Origin of the sequence: Flavobacterium sp. Leaf82, assembly GCF_001422725.1 — a bacterium.
Classification (GTDB): Bacteria; Bacteroidota; Bacteroidia; order Flavobacteriales; family Flavobacteriaceae; genus Flavobacterium.
In genome coordinates this window covers 203,588-226,792 of the sequence record NZ_LMMA01000033.1, presented here as the reverse complement: position 1 = coordinate 226,792, position 23,205 = coordinate 203,588, and the positions used below count along the sequence as shown (strand labels likewise).

Below are 23,205 nucleotides of genomic sequence, written 5' to 3'. Positions count from 1 at the left end.
ATCTGGTTTCCATGTTGAAAAAACAAAACAAAAACCGGAGTTAAAAAACTGAAATTCAATATAGTTATAACAATATTTAACTTACTGAAACTACTGATTCCTAATGCTTAAAATCTTGGTTAAAGGCAAATCATGGCGTATTTTTACAGTATCAAATAAAACATCATCTTTTGGGTATGGCGCGCAAATTCAAAGGAGATATTAATTAATAAAAACAACAAATAATAACGACATATGAAAGATTTTATCATAGATGAAGACTTGTTAATTACAAATGGAGATTTCGCCATTAAAGAGGCAGATCAGCAAAATATAGAACATCTATTGTTAAGCCAGAAAGGAAGTTATAAAGAGTTTCCTATTCTGGGAGTAGGAATAAAAAAATACATTAACAGTCCGGACGCAACCTCCAGGCTTAGACTAGAAAACGAAATAGATAAACAATTATCGTATGACAACTTTTATGTAAAAACATTAGATGTCAACGATTTACAAAACATTAAAATCGATGGGAACTATTAAACCACAAGAAAACCAAAACATTTTTGACATCTCTTTGCAAGAATACGGAAGTATCGAAAAAGTATTCGACCTTTTAGAAGATAATGATCAATTTAATATTACAGATGACATTTCTGTTTACGAAGATTTAAAAATAGGCAGAGAAGCCTTTAAAAAGGATATTGTCGAATATTATAATTCGAGAAACCTAAAACCCGCAACGGCTATTTCAGAAGAAGAGCAATATTTACTGGATAACTTCTCGGGAATTGATTACATGATTATTGAAGATGATTTTATCATTTATTAATAAATAATTTCTCCTTTAAATTTCTCCTTTTTAGAAATTTCTTAAAACCTAAACTACATCTCTGTAGTATTTACAAAAAAACATAAACAATTATCTATAAGCATATTACACATATCTTACAGGCTAATCTATATTAAAAAATTAAAATATGGCACGTACAATTGCTGAAATACAGAATGAAATTCTGATTGAGAAAGGAAAACAATCCTCTCTAAACGGCTTGACAGATTCCTTATCAAACTCAAAAACTGCGATTTGGAAACTTTGGATTAATATCGTCGCAACTGCGATTTGGGTTCACGAAAAAGTAGTAGAAAAAAATGCTTTGATTTCCAGGCCTCATACCTTAAACTGGTATCGCGAACAGGCTTTAAATTTTCATTACGGAATGCCTTTAGATCCGGATTCGAGTAACGGAATGTCGCTTGTCTGGAAAGACGGTTCGTATCAATTTGATACTACAGCGCTCTCTGAAGACGAAATTGAACAGGCAAAAATAATAAAACATTGTGCTGTAAGCGAAATTGACTTAGAAACAGTGCTTAGGCCCAATACCGATATAAAAGAAATTTTCTCTGATTATTTCCACAATAAAGTTGGGGTTGTTTTTATAAAAGTAGCAACTTTAAAAGAAGACAAAATCTCGAGAATCGATGTGCCAAATGAACTTTTTGCATTTAAGGAATACATCGCAAAAATTAAAGATGCAGGAAATCAGGTTTTTATTACATCTGATCAGGGTGATAATCTTAAATTAAGTTTGAATGTTTATATCGATCCCCTGACTATTTATATCAATCCAAAAGATATTGAATATTATCAGCTCAAAAGTTTAAGCAGGGATTTAAGTGATGAAGAACAAATCAAATTAGCCGCTTACGAATTAGCTTTATCAGAAGAACCATTAGATACAAGAAACGGTTCATTAATATTAGAAAGTGAAGTATTTCCGGTATTGGATGCAGCAAAAGATCATTTAAAAAACATTGAGTTTAATGGTGCTTTTGTAAAAACATATCTGGTTGATGCGGTTCAGAAAGCAGCGGGAGTTAAAATTCCGATACTGAAAAAGGTTGAAACTGCCTGGGCAACAAATCCTAGCGACGAGCCTGAAAATCTTAAAGACGTAACCAATATTGAATATTTTATTCCAAACGCAGGATATTTTGATATGGATAAACTTCAGGTTGAGGTAAACTACATTCCTTATACTTTCTACCGAGATAAACAATAGTCTAATATATATATACAATGAATAAATACACCGTTTTAAAATGGGAAAAGCTGTTGTTATGGCTCATCCCTCCTATTCTTAGAAAAAAAACACATTTTGACTGGCTCGATGTTTTACTGACTCCGCTTCATACCATTTACGAGGAAGTTCTTTATAAAATGCAACATACAGGTCAGGTCATTTATCTGGAAAAAGTACTAAACGAAACTTATAATCCAACTAAAAATTATAATCCTAATTTAAGTACAGAGCAAAAACGATCAGAGGAGTTAATTTATATAGACGAATCGGTCAAGCCTACTTTACAGTATGTATATCTGCATAAGGAATATTATGAGCCAAATGGTACTTTAATGATTCCGCAACTAAAAGTTTTTACATACGAAGAATATAAAAACAGAAACAACAAACCTGTTTATCTGGCTCATCGTGAAGATTATACCACAATAGCTTATGCCAATTTCAGAGTATTTATTCCGGAAAGCTTAATCGCAAATCAAACCATAATTGTCGAACCCCGCAAAGACGGATCTGTACAAACTGAAGCTATTAAAGTAGCAAATATCGAATACCACAATCTGCTTAACTTTTATAAACTGGCGGGAAAAAGTTATGAAAGCTACGCGTATAGATCAGAAAAAATAATATTACCACTGCCAATAAAATAGTTTAAAACAACAGACATTTAAATACATAAAAATGAAACAAGTAAATTTTAGTCATTCAGGAGGATTTCCTCTCGAGCAAGAAACTTTAGAAAGACTTCAAACCGCATACAGGTCTGAGTTATTTGAAGCTTTAAAAAGTCATTTAAGCATTACGACAAATGAAAATTATATCGTAGCCATGTCAACCGCAGATAAGCAAGGCTGGGCTGTTATACATCAATACGAAAAAGATCCTAAAGATGCTGATGCATTACTTGTATTACAGGGAATTTTATATCCTATTGCCAAAGGTGATTATACAGGTTATCTAAAAACCACAACAACAGGTGTAAATCTGGTATATGGAACCGGAATATCTCAAACTGCTTATTTTGATTATGAAGCAGAATACATTAGTGAATTTGATTATGTTAACGGGATTTCTGAAAATAGCGACGCATTAAGGATAGAATATTATGATTTGGCAAATTTTAAAATCGTAAAAGATATCCAGTCGATACAAGATGATATTGATACTATTAATCAAACTTATTTGCCTTTGGATGGCTCAAAGGCAATGAAAGGCGATCTGGATTTAGACATTTATCAATTGTCTAAATTAGATATAAAAGAAACACCTACAGCCAATGTAAGAGTTACAGATTTTAGATTGGGATCAAACTTAGGCAGAGCATTAGTAAACAATAACACAAAACTTACATTAAATTATAATTCAGATTGGCAAAATACTTCTATTGGAGGAAAAGTATACTTAGAGAATCTAAATACATCAAATTCTATTGGCTCTTTCTTAGCAATAGACAGCTCAAATCAAGTTACTAAAAACAACATGGTAATAGATTTACTGGATCGTATCACGGTCTTAGAAAGTAAAATTACAACGGCTACAGCTGTAGTCCCCCTAGGAATGATCGCTATTTGGGGCAAGCCGGCGCCGTTTCCTGAAGGCTGGGAAGAATATGTGCCTTTGAGAGGAAGAATGCCTGTTGGTTTTGACAGTAGTCAATCAGAGTTTAATAATTGGAATGCAAGAGATGGTGGAGCTAAAAATAAAACACTGACAAAAGAAAACATTCCTCAACTAGATATAACATTACCTATTTCTGAAAGCGATAACAGTGGAGGTGATGCTCGATATGTAAATGCTACAGATGTAGAAAATGCAGGTACAAAAAAATATTTAAATGCTGTAAATAACGGAAACATAGCTACAGCTATAAATATTCTAAGTCCTTACAGAGTTGTTCATTTCATAGAATATACGGGAGGATCCAGCGATACAATTCCACCAACAGCTCCAAATTTAATAGTATCAAATATAGGGGTTACAAATATAACTTTAGAATGGACGGCTTCAAGCGATAATGTAGGTGTTACTAATTATATTTTATATAGAAGCGGTGCTTTACCAATTCCGTTAGGCAACGTTCTTTCCTATGATGTTAACGGATTATCAACAGGAACATATTACAGTTTTTATATTACTGCACAAGACGCAGCCGGAAATATATCAACTTCCAATACTGTAAAAGAAACTACAAAGTCAATTGTAGAACCAACAACTCCGAATAATTTCACTGCTGCGTTAATAGGTGTTAATAGAATAGACCTTTCATGGACCATAAATACAAACAATAACATTGGGGTAGTTTATGAGATTTATAGAAAAGAGACTTTTCCTGATAAATTTGAACCAATTCATCAAACGACTGAAACATACTATTCTGATAGAGCCATAAACAGTGATTTAAATTACACCTATTACGTAGTAGTATTAGATGCTGATGGAAAACCCACTTCTCATACTACAAATGCCATTGAAGTAAAAGGAGACCCTAATATAAAAGATGAATAAAAAAATTAACCGATACTATTAACGTCTAGACTTTGGATTGAAAAATTCAAAAAAAATATCTAACAATCTTTTGGGGCTTAAAACCCCAAAAGATTATCTACCTAAATCACTAAACCCAAAAAAATATATATGAAAATTGTAAAATTTATTTTTACAGCTTTAGCACTGTTATGGCTTTTGATAACAATTCTAACAATGCTTCCAATAGCAATCTTATTACTTACAACCCGCTTTATTTCGAAAAAACATTACATAGAATGGATACTTTTTTTATTTGCATTAATTTGTTCGTTAGGCATTTATCCTATTTGTTTTATATATGCCGCAATCAAATGGAAAGGATTTTTAGGCTATTTAAGAAAAATTAGTTTATCCATTGACATAAGCGGAAACATGATAGGCGGAGCATTACTAAATGATAATTTTATTATGGAATCTTCAACAAATAAGTTTGGCGCTGTTCAGGAAACCATAAGCGATAATTTAGGCGAAAATGAAAGAGACAAAACACTATCGATTTTAGGAAAGAGATTTACCAACTTACTTGGCGTAATTGATTTTGATCATGCCCAAAAATCTATAATAGAAGATTAATAACCTACAAAAACCGATGATGCATAAAATTTCAGAATACTCAAACGAAATGAAACTATTGCTTTACGGAATTTTTATTTACTTAGAAATGGATATAGAAATTGTTAAAGTACTGTTTTACCTGATGGTAATTGATACTTTTTTAGGCATTATCAAAACCATAGTATTAAGTAACGCTTTTAGTTTTAAAAAATTGGCTTTGGGATTTGTATCCAAATTAGCCGTATTGTTAATTCCTACTGCATTGGCATTAATGAGTATAGGACTCAATTACAACTTTAAATGGTTTGTAACCGTAGTAATGGACTTATTAATAGTGAGTGACGGAATTTCGATAATCAGCAATATTATTGCAATAAAGACAAAAAAAGAAGTAGAAAATTTCGACGCAATGACACTGATCCTCAAATCGATAAGAGATCGATTAATACAACTCTTTAAAAGACTTTTAATTACGATAGATCCAAAATTTCATATAGAAAAATAAAAAAAAACGGGAAGGTATTTTAATATCTTCCCGTTTTTTATACACTAATTAAAATAATACAAATTAAGAAACCAAATATTGTAACATAATGTGTTTTTAAACCGCTACATTTGAAGAATAATAATTTAAAAATTTCATTATGAATACTTTAAATAACAAAAACAATGTTTCAAGTGCCAGAACATCCGATAAAAAAGCAATAACAAAATCGATTTCATCGAGGGCAAATGAAAAGAACAGCATTGAAATAAATAAAAGCAAACAAAATCTAAACACCTTATAAAACGAATTCTCTATTTCATAAACGCTAAAAAAAGCCTGTAAATATTAATCTTACAGGCTTTTTTATTTTTTATATATTTAGATCCAAGTATTAGAATCAATCCGGATTTGCCAGTATTTTATACAACTCAGCATTCGAAATATAAAACTGATTCTCGATACTAATCTGAGAAAGTTTTGCACTAACCAGATTATTTTCGCGTGAATTGATCAGGAAAATAGAACTTTCGCCAAACGAAAATAGTTTTTCTTCTGAATTTAGCATCGTCATATAATCTTTGACCAGATTATCTATAACCGCTTTTTGTCTTTTTAGTGATGCAATTTCAGTTTGCTGTGCTTTGATTTTGTTTTTAAGCTCCAGTCTCTGCTGATCGATATCAAACTTTAAATCCTGAATTTTCAATTTTGCCAGTTTCAAACCTCCGCGTTCCTTTCTTAGAAAAATTGGAATACTAAAATCAATATTAAACTTGTAATCATCGGCATTAAAAGAATCAAAATAAGAGGGCTCAGAAATATAATTGTATCCCACGTTTATCTTTGGCAGCAATGAATTTGCTTTTAACTGTCGGTTAATTTCAAGCATAGACATTTTAGTTTCCAGAGCCTGAATTTTAGGATGTGTTTCCAATGTTTCTGAATTTACCATCATTGCTGAGGTTTTTAGCGTTTCTTCAAGTGTCTGAATTAAATTTTGTTCCGGTTTTACATTATCTTCCAATTCAACCGGAACACTTTCGATCCATAAATAATTAGAAAGATTAAGTTTAGCTTTTGCCAGTTTCAGATTTCCGTTTTCTACATTCAGTTCCCTGTTTCTAACCGTAATTCCGGCTTCGACGCTATCTATTGCAGGAGAATCTCCATATTCTATCAGCTTTTTTACACCTGCAAAACGCGTACTGGCAAACCCCAGATAACTTTTATAAAGTTCTGCTTCGTTGTAACTTTTTCTCCATTCAAAATAAGCTTCGCTCGCTTTGTACAAAACTTCGATTGCTCGTAGTTTTCGCTGCGCGTCACTTAATTTTATCTGCAATTTTCCTTCTCTGACATCAGCCATTCGCTGGTTGATAAACATTCCCTGACCTAAGGCAACGTTAACTCCCAAAGAAGTTAATCCTGCTTCAGGAGTACGATTTTGTGGGTTATAATATTGTCCGTCCGTTTGGTCAAAACCCGCTTTAATTTCGACACCATACCAGGTTGGAATCTTAAAACTGCTGTTTAATAACGAATAATATTCAGTTCCTTTAAACTCTTTTTTATTATAATCTACTTCAATTTTTGGATCAAATCCGCCACGTGCAGCCATAAGCATTGCCTGAGCGCTGCTTACTTCAAGATTGGCTTGTTTTACCAGCGGATGATACTTTTTTACATATCCCAAAAATTCGCTGTAACTTAATTCCTCTTTATTAAAATCCTGACTATAAGATGTAGAAAATCCAAATAGAAATAAAAAGGAAAACAATTTTACTATGTTTTTCATCTTATTTTTTCTCCTTTCCTTTTTCTTCTTTCGCTTCAGACTTGTAATAATTAGGCGGAAAACCATTTAAGTTACGCCATATTTCATACCAAACTGATACGGTTTCCAGCAAGGCAATACTTTGCGCACCGGCTCCTATGCTCAGTTCTTTTGGCCATTTTTCTTCTTTATTACCATCCGGGGCAATTAGAACCCTGTACTTTCCGTTGGCACTTATAAAGTTCTCGATAGCCACAACTTTACCTCCAAAAGTTCCGTACGACAATCCCGGCCATCCAGAAAATACAATTCTTGGCCATCCGTCAAACCAAACCCTAACTCCTGCACCACGATGTACCAGAGGAAGATCGATTGGATCCACATAAGTTTCTACCGCAATATCATAATCTGCAGGCATTATGCTAACTATTGGCGTTCCTTCTTTTATTGTTTCACCAAGACCGGTCAATAAAGCACGATTTATGTAGCCGCTTTGTGGTGCTGTAATATAATACATTCCATTTCGCATGCTATAATTTACATATTGGTTCTGTAATTTATTAACCTGGGCTTCCGTATCATATTGTGTACTTAAAGCGGTGAACTTATCACTTCTTGATTTCGAAATTTTCTCAGAGTATTCAGCCGTAATTCGGTTAATTTCAACTCTGGCATTTATAAGCTCATTTTTACTGCTTAACAATTTATTTTGCTGTGTGATGATATAAGCTTCAGATTCCTGCAGTTTTAGTTTTTTCTGCTCGACATCTGTAAGTGGTTTTAAACCTTCTTTGTTAAGTGCAGTCGAACGGGTAAATTGTGTTTGGGCGATTCTTAACTGCGTTTTAATCGCTTCAAGATCCATACTGTCACTTTTTATTTTCAGCTGGGCTTGCTTTATTTTATTCTGCGCCTGTTGCAGCTTTAATTCCCTTTCAGTATTTAGCGATTTTGCCTGAACATCCAGCGAACTTACTTTATCTCCATACGATTCAACAGCCATTTTTTTGGCATCGACCTGATCTTTCGTATTTCCTACCAAATTAGGATCCAGATAATCTTCTTTAGTTTCTGAAATAAAAAGAATCGTATCGCCTTTTTTTACATAATCACCTTCTTTTACAAACCATTTTTCGACTCTTCCTGCAATAGCATTATGAACCGTTTGTGGTCTTTGGTCCGGTTTTAAAGTCGTAACAGATCCGCTTCCTGAAATATTCTGAGTCCACGGAAGAAAAAGACAGGCAAAAGCAAATATTAAAAATCCGACAATAATCCTGTTTAAAATTTTATAGTGTGGTCTTCTGGCCACGCTGGTAATAGATTTGTATTGTCCGGGCGTTATAAGTATATTATTATCTTTAGATATGTTGAGCATGATTAAAGCTTTATGTCGTTAATAATTTTTCCATCATCAATCGTTATCATACGGTCGCATTTATTCTTCCAGATATCATTTTTAGAAGTAATAATTACCGTCCAGTTATTTTCTTCAGAAAGTAAAAAATCAACTATTTTATTCGAAGTCAGTTCGTCCATTTTATCAACAGGATCTTCCAGGAATAATATATTAGGTTTATGGACAATACTTCGCGCCAACAGAATTTTTTGAATATCTGATGCCGAAAGTTCACTTCCGCCCGGATGAATCTGATTTTCAAGTCCGTTAGGAAAAGTTTTGATATACGGCGTAAGACATACATTATCAAGCGCCCATTTTAGATCATCATTATTAATGGTTTGATTGCCAAATAGAATATTTTCTCTAATCGTACCCGCAAAAAGTGTATCACCCTGCAAAAATGTTCCCGCCTGTTCTCTGTAAGTATCTTCGTTAAGGCGGTTCATATAATTATCAGTAACATACATGTCACCACTTTCCGGTTCAAGCAAGCCTGAAAGTAAACGCAACAACGTACTTTTTCCTGCACCGTTTGTTCCTTTTAATATAATTTTCTCTCCCTGAGATATTTTAAGGTTGATGTTTTTAAGTGACTTTTTATTGTGATTAGGATAATTATAAGCAATGCTTTCTGTCTCGATATTAATTCCGGTATTGCTTACGGCTGAGGTTTGCGGAATACCAGAAATCTCCATATCTGTAACCTGACCAATTTTCTCTACCGAAGTCAGAACATCATAAAAAGATTCTAACCCAAAGATTATTTTTTCTACCGAATTGATCAGTAATACAATAACAATTTCTGCTGCCACAAACTGCCCAATGTTCATTTGATGGTGAATTACCAGAAAACCACCAATCGACAAAAGAGCAGCCGTAACAATAACTTTAAAAATAGTAAGCTGAATGTATTGCTTTTTCATTACCTGAAAATGCTTTTCACGATTATTTACATATTCGCTGGCATAACCGTCATTTCTATTTAAGGCATATTCGAACCCGCCTTTTCTACGGAAACTTTCGCGGTTACGTGCAATTTCCTGAATCCAGGCAGCAACTTTATATTTGAACTTAGATTCGTTAAGACTTGTTTCTAAACCATCTTTATACGAAAATTTAAAAATGATATATAAAATAACGATAAACAAAAGACCAATTACCGTAAAAAAGGAATGGTATAAAACCAATAAAATTATCCCCAGACCTACTTGCAAAAAAGCAGTACAAAAGTCTAAAAGCAGTTTTGCAGTTCCTTTTTGAACCATTAGCGTATCAAAAAATCGGTTGGCTTTTTCAGGCGCATATTCAGAATACATTTCTTTAAATTTAATTAAAGGCATTCTGTAAGCGAATTCAAATGAAGATCGCACAAAAATTCGCTGCTGCAGGTTTTCAACAATTCGGAGTTGTAAAATAGTCAGAACACCGCCAAAACCAACACCCACAGTTACCAGAAAAACCAGTACAACCCAGGAAACGCTGACTTGACCGCTTTGAATAAAATTAATAATCGCCTGAATTCCCAAAGGCAGAGAAAGATTTACAATACCGCCAAATGCGGCGTAAAATATAATTTGATATACGTCACGCTTATCAAGCGCAAGTAAATTAAAAAAACGTTTTAATGGTGTCATGAATTTATAGTATAAATACAAGATTAATATTAGACATTAATATACGGTAAATACCATACAAAGGATTATAGATTTTATCTACTCCTATCAAAATTAAGCATTTATAAAATAGTACGAGGTGGTCTTAAATGTATTTTTCCGTAAAATCCAAACGAAAAAACAGGGTTGCCAATATGGTTTTTCCCTTTTGAACTTATTAAAAAGTATAATGGCGTTATCGAAGCATGATGTGGAATTAAATAATCTAACAAAAAACTTCCTTTTGCCAGTTTTGCAGTTTTAGTGTCTTTAGTTTGATAGTCATCCAGTTCTTCGGGAATACCATCGCATTTGAAGATTTTTTTAAGCAAATTGCAGGTAATTCCCTTAACGGAATGCGTTTCTGAATTATCATTTATTATTCGGCTAACACTACTTGATATATTAATACTGCTCATTAGAAAGTAGCCAATTAGTAACACCTGAAGGCATTTACAAAAAAGACTATTTTTAATTTTATTCAGCATGATCAAAAGTTATATAATTAGATAAAATCAAAGAAAAAAAGGATTGTTTAATTCTATTTTTTGTTATAGAAAACCATCATGATTTTAAGTGATTCTTCTCTAAAAAATGTACAAGCGCGCAATTTAAATTTAAATTTTCGCTGCTACATTAGAATAACATTAGAATTTCAATACACTACATTAAAACACTTAATGTCAAAAAGTTACAAAACAATCAAGCGCCTCAATTCAGACTTTTTTTTAATTAATTACTTATTTATAAAAAAAAAGAGACAGTTTATAAAAACGATCTCTTTTAAAATCTAAAACTAAACGGAACATTTTTTATAAAAGCACAAACCTTCTTTACAAGTTAAATAAATGAAAAGGTCCGGTTTTTAATATTCACAAATTATATGTTTAAAAAACGGATTGTGAATGCTATTCTATTCAAAAAAAATAAAAACTTCAGGCTAAAATTAGTTTACAAAATCAAACTTATTTTCGAATATTTTTCCAATTACCGGAATTGGCTTTTTTTGCTCATTTGCAGCATTAATTATTCCGAAAATCCATAAAATTAAAATCGCATATCCCACATATGACAGAAAAAATAATGCAGGCACTATTGATACTACTACAGAAAGGATAATGTTTGTGATTAATGAAAGTAAAAAAATGCCGAAGCCTTGTTTTAAATGATAGATTACAAGATCGCTTTTTGGAGTTACATCTTTGCTTTTTACGAAGGCTACAATCCAGCCAATAATGGTGATGTAGCTCAGGATTGATAAGGTTTTGTTGTTCATGGTGCTTTTTATTTATATGCCCCAAAAATATACACTAACAAATAATCCGCCAATATAGACTTTGTCGTTAGCGACTTTAAATTGGTATTTGTTGCACTTGAGTACTTATCTTGTAATGTGCTTGTAAAAAATCACAATTCGTCTTTCATTAATTTAAAAAAATGTTCTTTTTTGCCTCTGGAAATGGGTACAACTGATTTATCGTTCATATGAATCATTCCTTCCCTCGAATAACTTAAAATGGCATTTACATTGATGAGGTGCGATTGGTGAACCCTAAAAAATACAGGCGGTAATAAAATGTCTTCATAATTTTTTAAAGGTTTAGAAACCATTATTTTCCTACCATCTTTGAGAAAAAAAGTAGTATATGACCCTGAAGTTTCACACCTGATGATTTGCTCTAATTTAACCACATACATCGCTTCGAGTGTAGGCAATACAATCCTGTCCGATGTTTTAGAAAGATTAGTATGCAGTTCGCTAATTTGTTCTTTTTCCAGCATTCTTGCCTTTAAAACAGCTATGCGATCGATTGCGGTTTTAAGTTCCTGCGCATCGATTGGTTTTAGCAAATAATCTACAGCGCTGTATTTAAAAGCATTTACGGCATGTTGTTCATAAGCTGTGGTAAAAATAAGATGAAAAGAATTGAAGGTAATTTGCTGTAAAACTTCAAATCCGGTTCCGTCCTTGAGCATAATGTCCATAAAAACCAAATCAGGTTTGAGCCTGTCTATCATTTTTTTAGCTTCTTCAACGCTTTCAGCATATCCAATGATTTGTATCGTATCTCCAGCTACCATTTCCAGCATAATCGATAAGGCTTCTCTCAGCCTGTTTTCGTCTTCAATAATTATCGTTTTATATATCATTATAGTATCGGGATATTTAAAATTACTATGCAACCCTGCCCGTCTGTCTCCGGATCACGCTCTTTTACCTGAAAACCTGCATCCGGATTTTCTTTTTGCATTTTACTCAGTCTTTCATTGGTAATAGTCGTCGAAAGTGATTGATGTGTATTATCCGTTTTTAGTTTTCTTGATGCCGTCAGCCCAATTCCGTTGTCCTTTATTGTACAAATTAAACTTTCCCGGGTTTCATCATATTTAAAATAAATTTCGATTAAACCTCTTGTATTATTTTCCATTGGTTTTAAACCATGTTCTACGGCATTTTCTATAAAAGGCTGAATCAGTAAAGGTGGTATCGATATATGGTTTTCTACCGTTTCATCACATTCAATACAATAATCAAAACCATTATTTAAACGGAGCTGCTGCAATTCGATATAATTTTTTAAGGTATTAATTTCTTCTTCCAGAGAGATTGTTTCTTTTCTGGATTGCTCTAAAACCTGCCGTGTTAACCTGGCAAATTTATTAAGATATGAAACTGCCGGAATGGTATCTTTTTGCAAAATCATACTTTGAATATTTCCCAAAGCATTAAAAATAAAATGCGGGTCCATTTGCGATCGCAGCAATCGGCGTTCGAGAGATAATCTTGCAGAGAGATTCTCGATTGTCTCCTTCTCCATAAGCTGCATTTTAAGTTCGCTGTTTGCCTGCTCCTGTTTTAAAAAATCTTCGCGATTTTGATAATACCGCTGGCGATAATAATAAGAACGATACATAAAAACCAGTCCAATTAATAATACTCCGGCAATAATATAGCCCAGTAATTTATTTTTTTGCTGCAATTCATTTTCAAGTTCGAGCTTTTTAATACGCTCTGCTTTTTGCGATGATTCGTATCTGGCATCGGCATTTTGCAACATCGATTGTGTTGATTCTTTATACTTTAACTGATTGTATTTTGTAAAAAGCGTATCATATGCATAATAAGCTTTAAAATCATTACGCTTGACAGAAACATCTTTTAAACAACTGTAAAAAGTAGCCAGAAGATAATTATCAGTATATGGCAAACTTTTTTGGTATTTGATTCCATCTGCAAATACAACTTCAGCCTGGGCATAATTTCCTTTTTGAGTCAGATAATATCCTTTAAGACCAATAGCGCTGCGGTAAATAATTTTGATATTATATTTTTTTGCAATGACAGTTGCTTTTTCAAGATTTTTAAGAAATTCTTTTTCGTTAAGAGGCTGCGGTCCTTTTGTATAAAGATCTGCCAGATTAATGTAGGCAACTCCAATATTACTTTTACTTACTATTTTTTTCTCATTTTTTTCGGCTATTGAAACCGTTTTTTCAAAAAAACCAACAGCTTTTTTCCAATCGGCCTCAGTACCAGTTTCCAGATTATCTGTCAGGTAACTTCCCAAGGCAAGCCTTGCATACATCTGACTTTCTGGATCGCCTGCTTTATTTGCATGCGCCATAGCTTCTCTGGCATATTTCCCGACTTTTGTAGGAGATGCAGGCGAAAAAAGATACGATATATCTGAGGCTATTTTAGCACACTGATCATGTGCATTAACTTTAGAAAATAATTTATACGCTTCTAATAAATAATTTAACGCCTGCGGTTTATCCTCTATATATGATTTTAAAGATCCCATGGCATAAGCAGCATAAGCGTTTGCCCTTATTTTATTTACTTTTTTCGAAAGATAATATGCCGTATCAGCATAATGAATATATTCTTTGAGATTAATCAAACGTCTTTGTGTCAATGCTAAATAAGCATAACAAATTATCTCATCTTCTTTACTGTTATTTTTTATAGCTAATGCAAGAGCTTTTTTCTGAATTTTTATACTAACGATGGTGTCATAAAAACGTTTATTGTAACCCTGACCCGCCATTTTTTCGATGGCAGAAATACTTTGTGCCTGACTATTTATTGTAAATAAGACTAAAAATAAAACCAGAATGAATAATCCTGTTTTCTTTTGTTTTGAGTGATCTATGGAGAAAATTTGGCGCATAAATAGAGTTAAATGTCGGCAAAATACAAATTGTGATCTGACTTACCAAACATTTTTACCCAGTTTATCACCACATAAAATACTTGATTACAACCATTTAAACAACAACCTTAAATACCATTTTTCATAATATATTTCATAATTAACCAAATAAAAATGTAAACGCACCATTTACCAATTCGCAATTGTTATTGGTTGAGGTATGAAGTAATCTTGCCTGAATAAATTAATTTAAAATCAATTTTATTATGAATAAGAAAAGTCTTTCATTACTACTAATTATCTTTTGTTTTATAACCGGATTTACTCACGCTCAGCAACTTGAAGAAAGACGTGTAAAAATAGAAATCACCTTAATAGAGGGCAATAAATCTATAACAGCAGTTGCGCGTACCGTTGCTTTTTCTTTTACCAGACCTACTGCTATTGCTGATGGTCCTCAAAAAAATTATTATTTGTCTATTGATTTTGAAAAACTAGATGTGAATCTATTACGTGCCTTTGCCAGGAACAAAAATGGTATTGACGGACAATTGACGATGGTTGATCTTAACGGAAAAACACCTTCGCGTAAATACGAATTTAAGGCTGCAACATTAGATGCTTTGAGCGATCAGTTAAATGGCGATTATTCGAGCACTTATTTTTCATTAAACTGCGCTTCATTAATAATCGATGGTGTAACAATCGAATAATCTAAGTATGACAGCGCTTAAATATTTTACCCAGGATAGAAATCGATATATTATGAAAAAGGAATATGTTTTTGGTTTCATTGTAAGTTTTGGGCTTGCAGCTATTGCTATTGCCGGAATCTGGATAAATGAGCTTAGTATTACCTGGATTTTGGGTATTTTATCTGTTCTTTGTTTTATTTCGATTTGGCTAAAACAGGTAATTATTGATCTTGATAAAAAAGAATTTGTTATCAAAAGCGGTCTTATTAATGCTCCCGTTCATATTCCGTTAAAAGATTTTCAAAATTTTGAACTCATCCGTACCAAACAATATTTAATAACTATAAATACTTCATTAAATATTTGTTACTTAAAAAATGGAGAAGAAAAATATGCTATTCTATCACAAGGTTTTACAAGCAGTAAGATGCAAAATATCGCAAATGAAATAGATGAAATATTAAGCAGTTATGAATATCCGGGAAAAATATAATCTAAAAGAAAGTGCCCATTCACTTTCGTTGCAGCCTACAAAACCATTGCAGAAATTATCGCAATGGTTTTTGGCAGGCATTCTTTTGGCTGCTATAATTTTACCATTGTTTAAGCAGTTTTTAAGCGAAGTATTATTTTATTCTATTTATATTTTATTAGGATATTGTATACTTCATAGTTTATATGATATTTTTATAAGAGCCAGGATTTGTTACATTTTTGATGCTGCAAACAATACTATTTTAAGAGTTAGTCCTCTAACTTTGAGAAAAAAAATAATGAAACTCGAAGAAGCCGTTATTTTTGTCAGTTCAGAAATGGGAAGCTGGCATTACAGTCTTGGCGCTAAAAAAAGCCACTTTATTAAAAGTTATGCCATAAGCGAAAATTTTAGTTCGGGAAAAAAAAGTGAAGAAAAGCAAACTCAATACGAAGATCAAATTCTTATAAAAATTACGAGATTAATAGAAACAGCTCAAATAATAAAACCCTAAAAAAATTATATGAAATTAAAAAACATCTTTATTTTATCCTTTTTAATGACATTATTTTATTCCTGCAATCTTATTAATGATACTCCTGACACGGTTTTTCAATTGGTTGGATTAAATGCAAATAAAATCCCCAGGAGTTTTGAACGTGTTTTTAAAGAGTATCGCGAACAAAAGATAAACGGAAAACTTAAAATTCCGGCAAGCGACAACAAAACCATGAAACCTGCAACTTGTGTCGAGGCTGTAAACTATTTTTATTCGAATACTTTTACGGCTGATATTGAGAAAATAAAAAAACTAAATGTTACAGATGATGCAAAACCTATTATTGCAGCCGGTTTAGAATTGTTTGAATATGCTCAGGAAATTCAGAAAAATGATTTTCCTAAAATAGCCAAAATGATCGATGATGGAAAAAGCGAAGAAGAAATTAATCTTGCTGCAAAAAATCTGGACGATACAAAAGGAATAGAACTAGATAAAAAACAGGAAAAAATGATGAAGTTGCTTTTGCCGTATGCCAATGAAAATGGAGTTGAGTACAAACAATTGTAATGCTACTTAATAAGCAGATTTTTTAGCATTAAAAGTAAAAACATTTAAAAGGTGATAGTAAAAAAACTATCACCTTTTTTGTTTTACAGCATTTTCAATCGCCCTTGTTTTTAGTAGTAATTTAGAAGAAAACAGCAATTGTATACCCAAAAAATGATAAAATATTTTTTTTCTTAACAAATTAAAACAGCATTTTTCTGTCAATATTCTTGTTTTTAATAATGATATTGATAGTTTTGCGTTTCATAAACAAACCTCAAATTTTACCTACAAAACCTATGAAAAAAATCCTTTATTACGTATTATCCTTTGTTATTCTCGCCAGCATATTTACCAGCTGCAGCGATGATGACTCAAAAGGCGACGGTTACAAACCAAACTATCTGGCTATTATTGATGCTACAAATTTACCGGCAGATAACAAGCCAATGACGATGTTTCAGGACGATGAAAGTGCATCAAAAATGTATGACAATAAAGACCGCTGGTTTCGCGTAAACCAACCGATGCAAATCCTTCAGAAAGGAAAAGATTCTGTACAGGTTTCTCTTTATTCTCCAGTTGGTCTAAGCGATGTAAAAGTCTATGCAAAATTAGCTAACTACGATAAGCGTTTTCTGATTTATGAGTTTTCTAAAATTCCTGCTTTTCACCGTTCTTTCCATCAACTTCCTTTAGTAGAAGGAAAACATGATTATATGTTAGAAAACGGAAAAACAGTTACTATCGATAAAATCGACGGTTTTTCTACCGGAGCAATAGAATTTTCTGTAGAATCAACAGATCCTTTGTTTGCTAAATTCAAAAAAATTAAATCGGCCAGATTAGTTCAGTTCAGCGATCAGTACCATAAAAACGAATATGGTAAATACCTGCCTATGAATCCTGTTTTGGCAAAAGAAGCGATTACGATGATTATCAATTTTTCTTATGCCATAAGTCATCCTATATATTACGATACTTTCATGAATTTTGACTTGTACAAAAGAGAACAGGCAGCCGCAGCAGGAACTGCAGTAAACGGTGCATTAAACTGGCACGGCAACGCTGATGATGCAGACGGAGTTTATGATTATTTTACCAAAGCACAAATCGATCAGGCATACAATACTTATATCGACAGCCGAAATTTGAATATGGCAATGGTTGGCGGAGATTCTGCCTGGGGAGGCGGTCCGCTGGCATCACAATGGGAATCTGGATATGTAACCGGACACTGGGTTGGCGAAATGTCGGTTTGGTCACACGAATACTCCCATCATAGTGGTTATAATCATAGCAGTAATTTAGCCAATAGCGGCGAAGGTGGCGGTCAGCAGGAAATGTTAACCAACTTTTATAAATACCTGATTCATTTAAATGATCTTCCATTTACGGATCCTGATGTATTAAAAGGGTATTCGAAAACGGGATATTTAACAGGGACTTATAAAAAGCCTGTATTTACTATAAATCCTAAAAATCCATTTTTAGTAAAATATAAAGAAGAAGGAAAATGGAAATAACCTACAGAACTATCATGAACAAAATACCGTTTTTATTATTATTACTTTGTCTGTTTACCAATTGCAGCAAAGACTCATCAGATGGAAATCCAACTACTTACGATTATTTATATCCAACAGACGAAGCTTCGATAACGGCTGCTCAAATTGGCAACGGAACGGGAACTTTAGATCCTAAGGGAATCACGATTGCGAACGAAAAATTATACGTAGCGAATGGCAATGTGCTTGAAGTTTTTAATGCTGTAACCCTGGCACATATTAAAACAATTACCGAATATAAAAAAGGAACAACTACAATTGCTTTAAGCGAAATTACGTCGGTTGCTGTTGATAATGGCAGGATTTATATTGGTAGTCGTGAGTCGAGACTTTTTGTTATTGACGAGAATACGAATGCCGGAATCAGCACTGTTGGTAACGGACAATGGTGGCAAACTTTTGTACACGTTTTTGGCGTTGTGGTAAAGGATGGATTAGTTTTCGTTAAAGAAAAAGAAACGTCGATTAAAGTTTTTGAAACTTCTCAAATTACGGAAACCAGCGAATGGAATTTAAAACCTATTGCGAAACTAAATACTTTAAACGGTTTTGATCAGGTTTATGCTCTGGATGTTGAAGCTGGAAATCTGGTTGTTGCAGGACGTGATGCAAAAAGCTATTTGTATTATGATATTGCTGGTATTAAGGCAAATGCGGCAGCTTCTCTTACTGAACCGTTAAAACCGGTTGTGTCTGTATTTGATGCTAAACCTATTGCAGTTTCTTTTAGTAAAGATTGGGCGGTTACGTCAGAAAATTTAGGAAGCACAAATTATTTACGCATATATCCTAAAGCTCAGTTTATGGCGCGCAACTTTACGGCAAGCTTAAATGTTTCTGATGTTTTGGGAGCAAATCCTTTTGGAAGCATTGTAAGCGTTGCACAACTTAACGATCGTTTATTTTTATCTGATAACACTAATAAAAAGATCAGAGTTCTTAAACTTAATAAAGCTACAATTGCTGAGCAGGATTAAATTAATCTAGTTTTATAATTCAATAATAAAAGGGAATAGTGTTTAGCTATTCCCTTTATTTTTTTTAGCACATATTCAGGGATTATACTTTTGTATTCGTGATGTACTTTGTCTGTTTCACGCAGACATACGGATTCGCTAAAGCGAAAACGCGGATTTAAACGGATTTTTTTATTTTGGATTTGAAGCTTAAGTAAACCCGACAGGTTTTAATCCCGAGGCTTCGGGACTGTCGGGTTTGTCTTGTGGATGTCTCGTCCTGAAAAAAATAATCTAAAAACCAATCAATTCATTTTAAATTTCTAATTTTAGAAAGTATATTTCAATACATTTTAGAAAACATATGCTAAAAAAATATAATGCTTTAATTATTTTTATTGCAATTGAAATCGCGATCGCATTAGTCAGTTTTAATACTCATATCAAAAATAATTCGACCTCATTATCAGTCTTCACAGCTCTGTTTTTGATTGTGACACCGGCATTATATTATATCACAAATAAAAAACAAACTGAATTTACTTTTTGGTTTATTTTTTATTCTGTTTTCAAGATTACTCCTTATATATTCGAAATGGAAAATAACTTTTTTCAAGTCGTTTTTCAATTTAAAATCTATTTAAATATCGCGTTTCTGATGTTTTTACTTTGGAAAGCTTTTCAATTTATTAGGGACTTTAGAAAAGCTGTAAAACAAAGTAATAATATCGAAGAAGATGAATATTCTATTATTTCGGATTCTTTAAAAAAATCAATTGCGTTTAAAAAAATGGGAAAAATGATCGCTTTTGAAGTTTGTTCTTTCTATTATTGTTTTATAAAATGGACAGGGAATAAAATGTCCGAAAGTAATTTTTCAGGTTATCGCGAAAGTGGTGTTAGTGCGCTTTATATTGGTTTAATGTTAGCTTCGGTTTTTGAAGCAATTGCTTTGCATGCTTATTTAATTTCACGAATCAGATTTGTCGCTATTGTTGTTCTGATTCTTCATGTGTATTTATTAATTAATTTGATTGGACATTTAAAAGCGATTTTTTTTAGAAGTCATCTTGTTTTGTCTCAAAAAATTGTAATTCGTTATGGGCTTTTCGATACTTTAGAAATACCAGTTGATTCAATTAAAAGCATACAAAAATTCGAAGGCGATTATGAAAAAAGCAATGATCTCGTAAAATTTGCATTGCTGGGTAAATTAGAACCGCATAATATTTCGATTGTATTAAAACAGAAAATTAAAGTTAGTTTACCTTTTGGCATTAAAAAAGAACCTGAAAAAATATTCCTTTATATCGATAATGCTGCAGATTTTCTTAAAACCGTTACTGATAGAATAGAAGAATTACAGAACTCTGATTCTATATCTCTGGAACTAAATAAAAGTAATAATGTTTTTGTTGTTTAAGATTTAGAAATCTAGCCAAATAAACCGATAATCTTATTTTTTTCATTTCGATCCCGAAGCTTCGGGATCGAAATGAAAATTATTGTGAATAAATTATAATACCAAAAAAAAAGACTGCCTTCTCAGACAGTCTTTTATATTCTTAAAACAAGAATGTATTATAACTTAATTTCTTTTGCAACGACTTCTCTTTTTTTCGCTAACTGATTTACTCTCCATATTAAAAGTACGGTAAAAGCGGTAATCACAGCAATTACATATCCTAGTATGTCATAATTTTCTAAAGGAGAAGATTTCGTTTTTTGATGTACAATAAATCCGGCACAAACTGCAGCTATTCCGCCTGCAATTTGTTGTAAAGACGAAGATATCGACATATAAGCACCACGATCTTCTAATCCTGGAATAGCAGTATTTAAAGTAGTTGCCGGAATCATTCGGCTCATGATTCCCATAAACAAAATCATATTGATCACTACGATTTCCCATAGCGGAATAGGATTTAAGTTGGTATAAATTAAAATCATAATCACAGAAATTATAGATCCTGCGGCAAACAATTTAAACTTACTTACTTTATCACTTAATTTTCCGATTAGAGGCATAATAAAAAGTACTGAAAGTCCGGTAAAGAAGAATACCATTGGCAATTCGAGCTGGCTTATTTTAATATTATTGACTAAAAAAGCACTCCCGAAAGGCTGCAACATAAAACCTCCTACAGACAAAAATGCAATCGAAGCAAAACCTATCTGGTATTGTTTGTTGCTTATTGTATGCCAAAGATGTACAAAAGGACTTTTATCTGACTGTACTTCTAAATGTTTGGTAATAGGCTGCATTTGTGTTATAATCGCTATAAGAATTAATACTCCCAGAGCGGCAATCATAATAAAAGCCGAATGCCATCCCCAGTGATTCGCAAAGTATAAACCAACGGGAATTCCTAAAATCTGACTTGTTGCAAAGGCCATTTGTATGAATCCCATAACGCGGCCTCTTTGATGAATGACGAATAAATCGGTTACGATTGCTAGTGAAACAGAGCCTATAACACCACCAAAAAGTCCGGTAACGATTCTTGCAATCAGCAGCATTAAATAACTTGATGACAATGCACAGAAAACCGTACCAATGATAAATCCTGTATAAAAGAAGATCAGCAATTTTTTGCGATCAAACCGATCTGCAAAACCTGCCGCGAGCAATCCCGAAATTCCGGCACTAAATGCATAAGCTGAAACGGCAAACCCAAAGTTTGACGTTGTCATATCAAGGGTTTTCATTAAGATATCTCCTAACGGAGAAATTACCATAAAATCAAGTATTACAGTAAACTGCAAAAGCGCCAGAATGGCAATAATGATTTTTTGGTGAGATGTAAAAGCGGGGCTTTCCCCTATTGTTTTTTCCATATAAACTGGTTATTTTTTATTAATTTAATTCCTGGCATTCGTGACCAAATTCGTTGATCATACCAATAATTGTTTCGGGTTTCAGTACATCCGAAACAACGCGAAGTACACAATCGACATCTTCATGATCGATACTCCATTGTTTTATATCAGAATGATCGTCGAGCGTTTTGCGCATCTCGCAAGCGGGATCGATAGTCTTGATATTCGTTTTAAAAACGTGTATTGAGTTTAATTCTGTTTCCATATTTTTTCATGGTGTTAAAGCTTTTATGGTTCGGCTAAAAGCTTCTTTCATAATTTCTTCGGTAAGCTTAAATGGCTTCCCTCCCATACTCTTACCTTCAGTATGCAAGTTCAAAAGTGTGTACAAAGGCCCGTAGGCAACAGCCCAAAAAGATTCAAAAGTCATCGGGACAAGCTCTTTGTTACGGAGTCCGTTATCGATAAAATCCTTCATAATCATTCTAAAATCTGCAAACTCTTTAATAGAATCAAGAATGGTTTCTGAATGGGGCGAATGTTTGACGATTTCAAAAAAAGCAACTTCCTTTGGGTATTTCATGGTAAACGCCGCGCGGTTTTCCCATTGCTTCCATAATCCTTCTTCAAACGACATTTCGGGCGAAAAGTCTTTTACTGTACCGGTAAAAAACTTGAGGGCAATTACGGCCCCTATTTTTTGTATTAAATCATCTTTGTCTTTGTAGTATATATATAAAGTCCCAACAGAAATCGAACAGGCTTTTGCCAGTTTGTTCATGCTGAAACCCTGAAATCCGTCTCGTACGATTTGATCTATGGCAGTCGCAATTACCAGTTTCTCTTTATCAACATCACGTATTCTCATTGCGTTTTTTTTGACAAAGATAAAATAATAAATGAATGAACATTCTTTTATTAATGTTTTTTTTAATTTATTTTAGGCAATAAACCTAACAGTCCAGAAGCCTCGGGATAAAAACCTATCGGGTTTGAAATTTGATTTTATGTAATCCTGGAGTGAAAA

At 32.9% G+C, this 23,205-nt stretch carries 25 protein-coding genes; 15 read left to right on the top strand and 10 right to left on the bottom strand.

The features are described 5' to 3' along the window. The first annotated feature begins 234 nt into the window (after nt 1-234). The 8 genes from ASF10_RS19265 (at nt 235) to ASF10_RS24270 (ending at nt 5,932) form a co-directional block, all read left to right on the top strand. Nucleotides 235-522, top strand: coding sequence for a hypothetical protein (locus tag ASF10_RS19265; RefSeq protein ID WP_056252824.1), 288 nt, complete (start codon nt 235-237; stop codon nt 520-522). After that, nucleotides 509-811 carry a hypothetical protein gene (locus tag ASF10_RS19260; protein ID WP_056252820.1) on the top strand — a complete coding sequence of 101 codons (303 nt, stop codon included), beginning with the start codon at nt 509-511 and terminating at the stop codon, nt 809-811. Before ASF10_RS19265 ends, ASF10_RS19260 begins: the two co-directional genes overlap by 14 nt. Before the next feature lie 148 nt (nt 812-959). Further along, nucleotides 960-2,045, top strand: coding sequence for a hypothetical protein (locus ASF10_RS19255; protein WP_056252817.1), 1,086 nt, complete (start codon nt 960-962; stop codon nt 2,043-2,045). 17 nt (nt 2,046-2,062) lie between these two features. Further along, complete coding sequence (locus tag ASF10_RS19250; protein ID WP_056252815.1) at nt 2,063-2,713, top strand: hypothetical protein; 651 nt, start codon at nt 2,063-2,065, stop codon at nt 2,711-2,713. Between the two features lie 31 nt (nt 2,714-2,744). Continuing rightward, nucleotides 2,745-4,568 carry a phage baseplate protein gene (locus ASF10_RS19245; RefSeq protein WP_056252813.1) on the top strand — a complete coding sequence of 608 codons (1,824 nt, stop codon included), beginning with the start codon at nt 2,745-2,747 and terminating at the stop codon, nt 4,566-4,568. Between the two features lie 129 nt (nt 4,569-4,697). Then, entirely contained in the window at nt 4,698-5,162 is a 465-nt protein-coding gene (locus tag ASF10_RS19240; protein ID WP_056252809.1) for a hypothetical protein, read from the top strand. A 16-nt stretch (nt 5,163-5,178) separates the two neighbouring features. Further along, nucleotides 5,179-5,649 (top strand): phage holin family protein, encoded by a 471-nt coding sequence (locus ASF10_RS19235; RefSeq protein WP_056252806.1) that lies wholly within the window; start codon nt 5,179-5,181, stop codon nt 5,647-5,649. A gap of 139 nt (nt 5,650-5,788) precedes the next feature. Beyond that, complete coding sequence (locus tag ASF10_RS24270) at nt 5,789-5,932, top strand: hypothetical protein (RefSeq protein ID WP_157849072.1); 144 nt, start codon at nt 5,789-5,791, stop codon at nt 5,930-5,932. Nucleotides 5,933-6,028: 96 nt separating this feature from the next. On the opposite strand, the gene ASF10_RS19230 is transcribed toward ASF10_RS24270, so the two are convergent. The 7 genes from ASF10_RS19230 to ASF10_RS19200 all read right to left on the bottom strand — a co-directional run bounded on the left by ASF10_RS19230 (nt 6,029) and on the right by ASF10_RS19200 (nt 14,634). Beyond that, the gene (locus tag ASF10_RS19230) at nt 6,029-7,426 is read right to left on the bottom strand and encodes a TolC family protein (RefSeq protein ID WP_056252803.1); all 1,398 of its coding nucleotides are present in this window, start codon (nt 7,424-7,426) and stop codon (nt 6,029-6,031) included. Between the two features lies 1 nt (nt 7,427). Then, a complete protein-coding gene (locus ASF10_RS19225) occupies nt 7,428-8,783 on the bottom strand; it encodes an HlyD family secretion protein (protein WP_056252800.1) in 1,356 nt (451 codons plus the stop codon). 2 nt (nt 8,784-8,785) lie between these two features. After that, nucleotides 8,786-10,441, bottom strand: coding sequence for a peptidase domain-containing ABC transporter (locus ASF10_RS19220; RefSeq protein ID WP_056252797.1), 1,656 nt, complete (start codon nt 10,439-10,441; stop codon nt 8,786-8,788). A 101-nt stretch (nt 10,442-10,542) separates the two neighbouring features. Then, nucleotides 10,543-10,878 (bottom strand): hypothetical protein, encoded by a 336-nt coding sequence (locus tag ASF10_RS19215; RefSeq protein ID WP_241774988.1) that lies wholly within the window; start codon nt 10,876-10,878, stop codon nt 10,543-10,545. Between the two features lie 527 nt (nt 10,879-11,405). Further along, on the bottom strand, nt 11,406-11,735 hold the full coding sequence (locus tag ASF10_RS19210) for an import component protein (RefSeq protein WP_056252791.1): 330 nt from the start codon (nt 11,733-11,735) through the stop codon (nt 11,406-11,408). Nucleotides 11,736-11,866: 131 nt separating this feature from the next. Then, nucleotides 11,867-12,610, bottom strand: coding sequence for a LytR/AlgR family response regulator transcription factor (locus tag ASF10_RS19205; RefSeq protein ID WP_198529614.1), 744 nt, complete (start codon nt 12,608-12,610; stop codon nt 11,867-11,869). Continuing rightward, complete coding sequence (locus tag ASF10_RS19200; RefSeq protein WP_056252789.1) at nt 12,610-14,634, bottom strand: sensor histidine kinase; 2,025 nt, start codon at nt 14,632-14,634, stop codon at nt 12,610-12,612. The genes ASF10_RS19205 and ASF10_RS19200 overlap by 1 nt, the downstream gene beginning before the upstream one ends. Before the next feature lie 248 nt (nt 14,635-14,882). On the opposite strand from ASF10_RS19200, the gene ASF10_RS19195 reads away from it, so the two are divergent. The 7 genes from ASF10_RS19195 (at nt 14,883) to ASF10_RS19165 (ending at nt 20,781) form a co-directional block, all read left to right on the top strand. Continuing rightward, a complete protein-coding gene (locus ASF10_RS19195; protein WP_056252786.1) occupies nt 14,883-15,329 on the top strand; it encodes a hypothetical protein in 447 nt (148 codons plus the stop codon). A 52-nt stretch (nt 15,330-15,381) separates the two neighbouring features. Beyond that, nucleotides 15,382-15,804: a hypothetical protein gene (locus tag ASF10_RS19190; RefSeq protein ID WP_056252783.1), complete on the top strand. Its 423-nt coding sequence runs from the start codon at nt 15,382-15,384 to the stop codon at nt 15,802-15,804. Continuing rightward, a complete protein-coding gene (locus tag ASF10_RS19185) occupies nt 15,782-16,300 on the top strand; it encodes a hypothetical protein (RefSeq protein ID WP_056252781.1) in 519 nt (172 codons plus the stop codon). The genes ASF10_RS19190 and ASF10_RS19185 overlap by 23 nt, the downstream gene beginning before the upstream one ends. Nucleotides 16,301-16,309: 9 nt before the next feature. Then, nucleotides 16,310-16,855: a hypothetical protein gene (locus ASF10_RS19180; protein WP_131726558.1), complete on the top strand. Its 546-nt coding sequence runs from the start codon at nt 16,310-16,312 to the stop codon at nt 16,853-16,855. Between the two features lie 278 nt (nt 16,856-17,133). Beyond that, nucleotides 17,134-18,360: a hypothetical protein gene (locus ASF10_RS19175; protein WP_056253035.1), complete on the top strand. Its 1,227-nt coding sequence runs from the start codon at nt 17,134-17,136 to the stop codon at nt 18,358-18,360. After that, complete coding sequence (locus ASF10_RS19170) at nt 18,351-19,379, top strand: hypothetical protein (protein ID WP_056252776.1); 1,029 nt, start codon at nt 18,351-18,353, stop codon at nt 19,377-19,379. Before ASF10_RS19175 ends, ASF10_RS19170 begins: the two co-directional genes overlap by 10 nt. 637 nt (nt 19,380-20,016) lie before the next feature. Further along, on the top strand, nt 20,017-20,781 hold the full coding sequence (locus ASF10_RS19165; protein WP_131726557.1) for a hypothetical protein: 765 nt from the start codon (nt 20,017-20,019) through the stop codon (nt 20,779-20,781). A gap of 158 nt (nt 20,782-20,939) precedes the next feature. Here the strand turns inward: ASF10_RS19165 and ASF10_RS19160 are convergent, their stop codons facing one another. The 3 genes from ASF10_RS19160 to ASF10_RS19150 are packed head-to-tail and all read right to left on the bottom strand — an operon-like array spanning nt 20,940 to nt 23,046. Next, nucleotides 20,940-22,196, bottom strand: coding sequence for an MFS transporter (locus ASF10_RS19160; RefSeq protein WP_056252769.1), 1,257 nt, complete (start codon nt 22,194-22,196; stop codon nt 20,940-20,942). Between the two features lie 19 nt (nt 22,197-22,215). Beyond that, nucleotides 22,216-22,443, bottom strand: a complete 228-nt coding sequence (locus ASF10_RS19155; protein WP_056252766.1) for a hypothetical protein — start codon at nt 22,441-22,443, stop codon at nt 22,216-22,218. A 6-nt stretch (nt 22,444-22,449) separates the two neighbouring features. Further along, complete coding sequence (locus ASF10_RS19150) at nt 22,450-23,046, bottom strand: TetR/AcrR family transcriptional regulator (protein WP_056252764.1); 597 nt, start codon at nt 23,044-23,046, stop codon at nt 22,450-22,452. Nucleotides 23,047-23,205 lie beyond the last annotated feature (159 nt).

Coding starts and splice junctions, on each gene's coding strand:
- ASF10_RS19265 (WP_056252824.1), top strand. CDS start 235: ATGAAAGATTTTATCATAGATGAAGACTTGTTAATTACAAATGGAGAT.
- ASF10_RS19260 (WP_056252820.1), top strand. CDS start 509: ATGGGAACTATTAAACCACAAGAAAACCAAAACATTTTTGACATCTCT.
- ASF10_RS19255 (WP_056252817.1), top strand. CDS start 960: ATGGCACGTACAATTGCTGAAATACAGAATGAAATTCTGATTGAGAAA.
- ASF10_RS19250 (WP_056252815.1), top strand. CDS start 2,063: ATGAATAAATACACCGTTTTAAAATGGGAAAAGCTGTTGTTATGGCTC.
- ASF10_RS19245 (WP_056252813.1), top strand. CDS start 2,745: ATGAAACAAGTAAATTTTAGTCATTCAGGAGGATTTCCTCTCGAGCAA.
- ASF10_RS19240 (WP_056252809.1), top strand. CDS start 4,698: ATGAAAATTGTAAAATTTATTTTTACAGCTTTAGCACTGTTATGGCTT.
- ASF10_RS19235 (WP_056252806.1), top strand. CDS start 5,179: ATGATGCATAAAATTTCAGAATACTCAAACGAAATGAAACTATTGCTT.
- ASF10_RS24270 (WP_157849072.1), top strand. CDS start 5,789: ATGAATACTTTAAATAACAAAAACAATGTTTCAAGTGCCAGAACATCC.
- ASF10_RS19230 (WP_056252803.1), bottom strand. CDS start 7,426: ATGAAAAACATAGTAAAATTGTTTTCCTTTTTATTTCTATTTGGATTT.
- ASF10_RS19225 (WP_056252800.1), bottom strand. CDS start 8,783: ATGCTCAACATATCTAAAGATAATAATATACTTATAACGCCCGGACAA.
- ASF10_RS19220 (WP_056252797.1), bottom strand. CDS start 10,441: ATGACACCATTAAAACGTTTTTTTAATTTACTTGCGCTTGATAAGCGT.
- ASF10_RS19215 (WP_241774988.1), bottom strand. CDS start 10,878: ATGAGCAGTATTAATATATCAAGTAGTGTTAGCCGAATAATAAATGAT.
- ASF10_RS19210 (WP_056252791.1), bottom strand. CDS start 11,735: ATGAACAACAAAACCTTATCAATCCTGAGCTACATCACCATTATTGGC.
- ASF10_RS19205 (WP_198529614.1), bottom strand. CDS start 12,610: ATGATATATAAAACGATAATTATTGAAGACGAAAACAGGCTGAGAGAA.
- ASF10_RS19200 (WP_056252789.1), bottom strand. CDS start 14,634: ATGCGCCAAATTTTCTCCATAGATCACTCAAAACAAAAGAAAACAGGA.
- ASF10_RS19195 (WP_056252786.1), top strand. CDS start 14,883: ATGAATAAGAAAAGTCTTTCATTACTACTAATTATCTTTTGTTTTATA.
- ASF10_RS19190 (WP_056252783.1), top strand. CDS start 15,382: ATGAAAAAGGAATATGTTTTTGGTTTCATTGTAAGTTTTGGGCTTGCA.
- ASF10_RS19185 (WP_056252781.1), top strand. CDS start 15,782: ATGAATATCCGGGAAAAATATAATCTAAAAGAAAGTGCCCATTCACTT.
- ASF10_RS19180 (WP_131726558.1), top strand. CDS start 16,310: ATGAAATTAAAAAACATCTTTATTTTATCCTTTTTAATGACATTATTT.
- ASF10_RS19175 (WP_056253035.1), top strand. CDS start 17,134: ATGAAAAAAATCCTTTATTACGTATTATCCTTTGTTATTCTCGCCAGC.
- ASF10_RS19170 (WP_056252776.1), top strand. CDS start 18,351: ATGGAAATAACCTACAGAACTATCATGAACAAAATACCGTTTTTATTA.
- ASF10_RS19165 (WP_131726557.1), top strand. CDS start 20,017: ATGTTTTTACTTTGGAAAGCTTTTCAATTTATTAGGGACTTTAGAAAA.
- ASF10_RS19160 (WP_056252769.1), bottom strand. CDS start 22,196: ATGGAAAAAACAATAGGGGAAAGCCCCGCTTTTACATCTCACCAAAAA.
- ASF10_RS19155 (WP_056252766.1), bottom strand. CDS start 22,443: ATGGAAACAGAATTAAACTCAATACACGTTTTTAAAACGAATATCAAG.
- ASF10_RS19150 (WP_056252764.1), bottom strand. CDS start 23,046: ATGAGAATACGTGATGTTGATAAAGAGAAACTGGTAATTGCGACTGCC.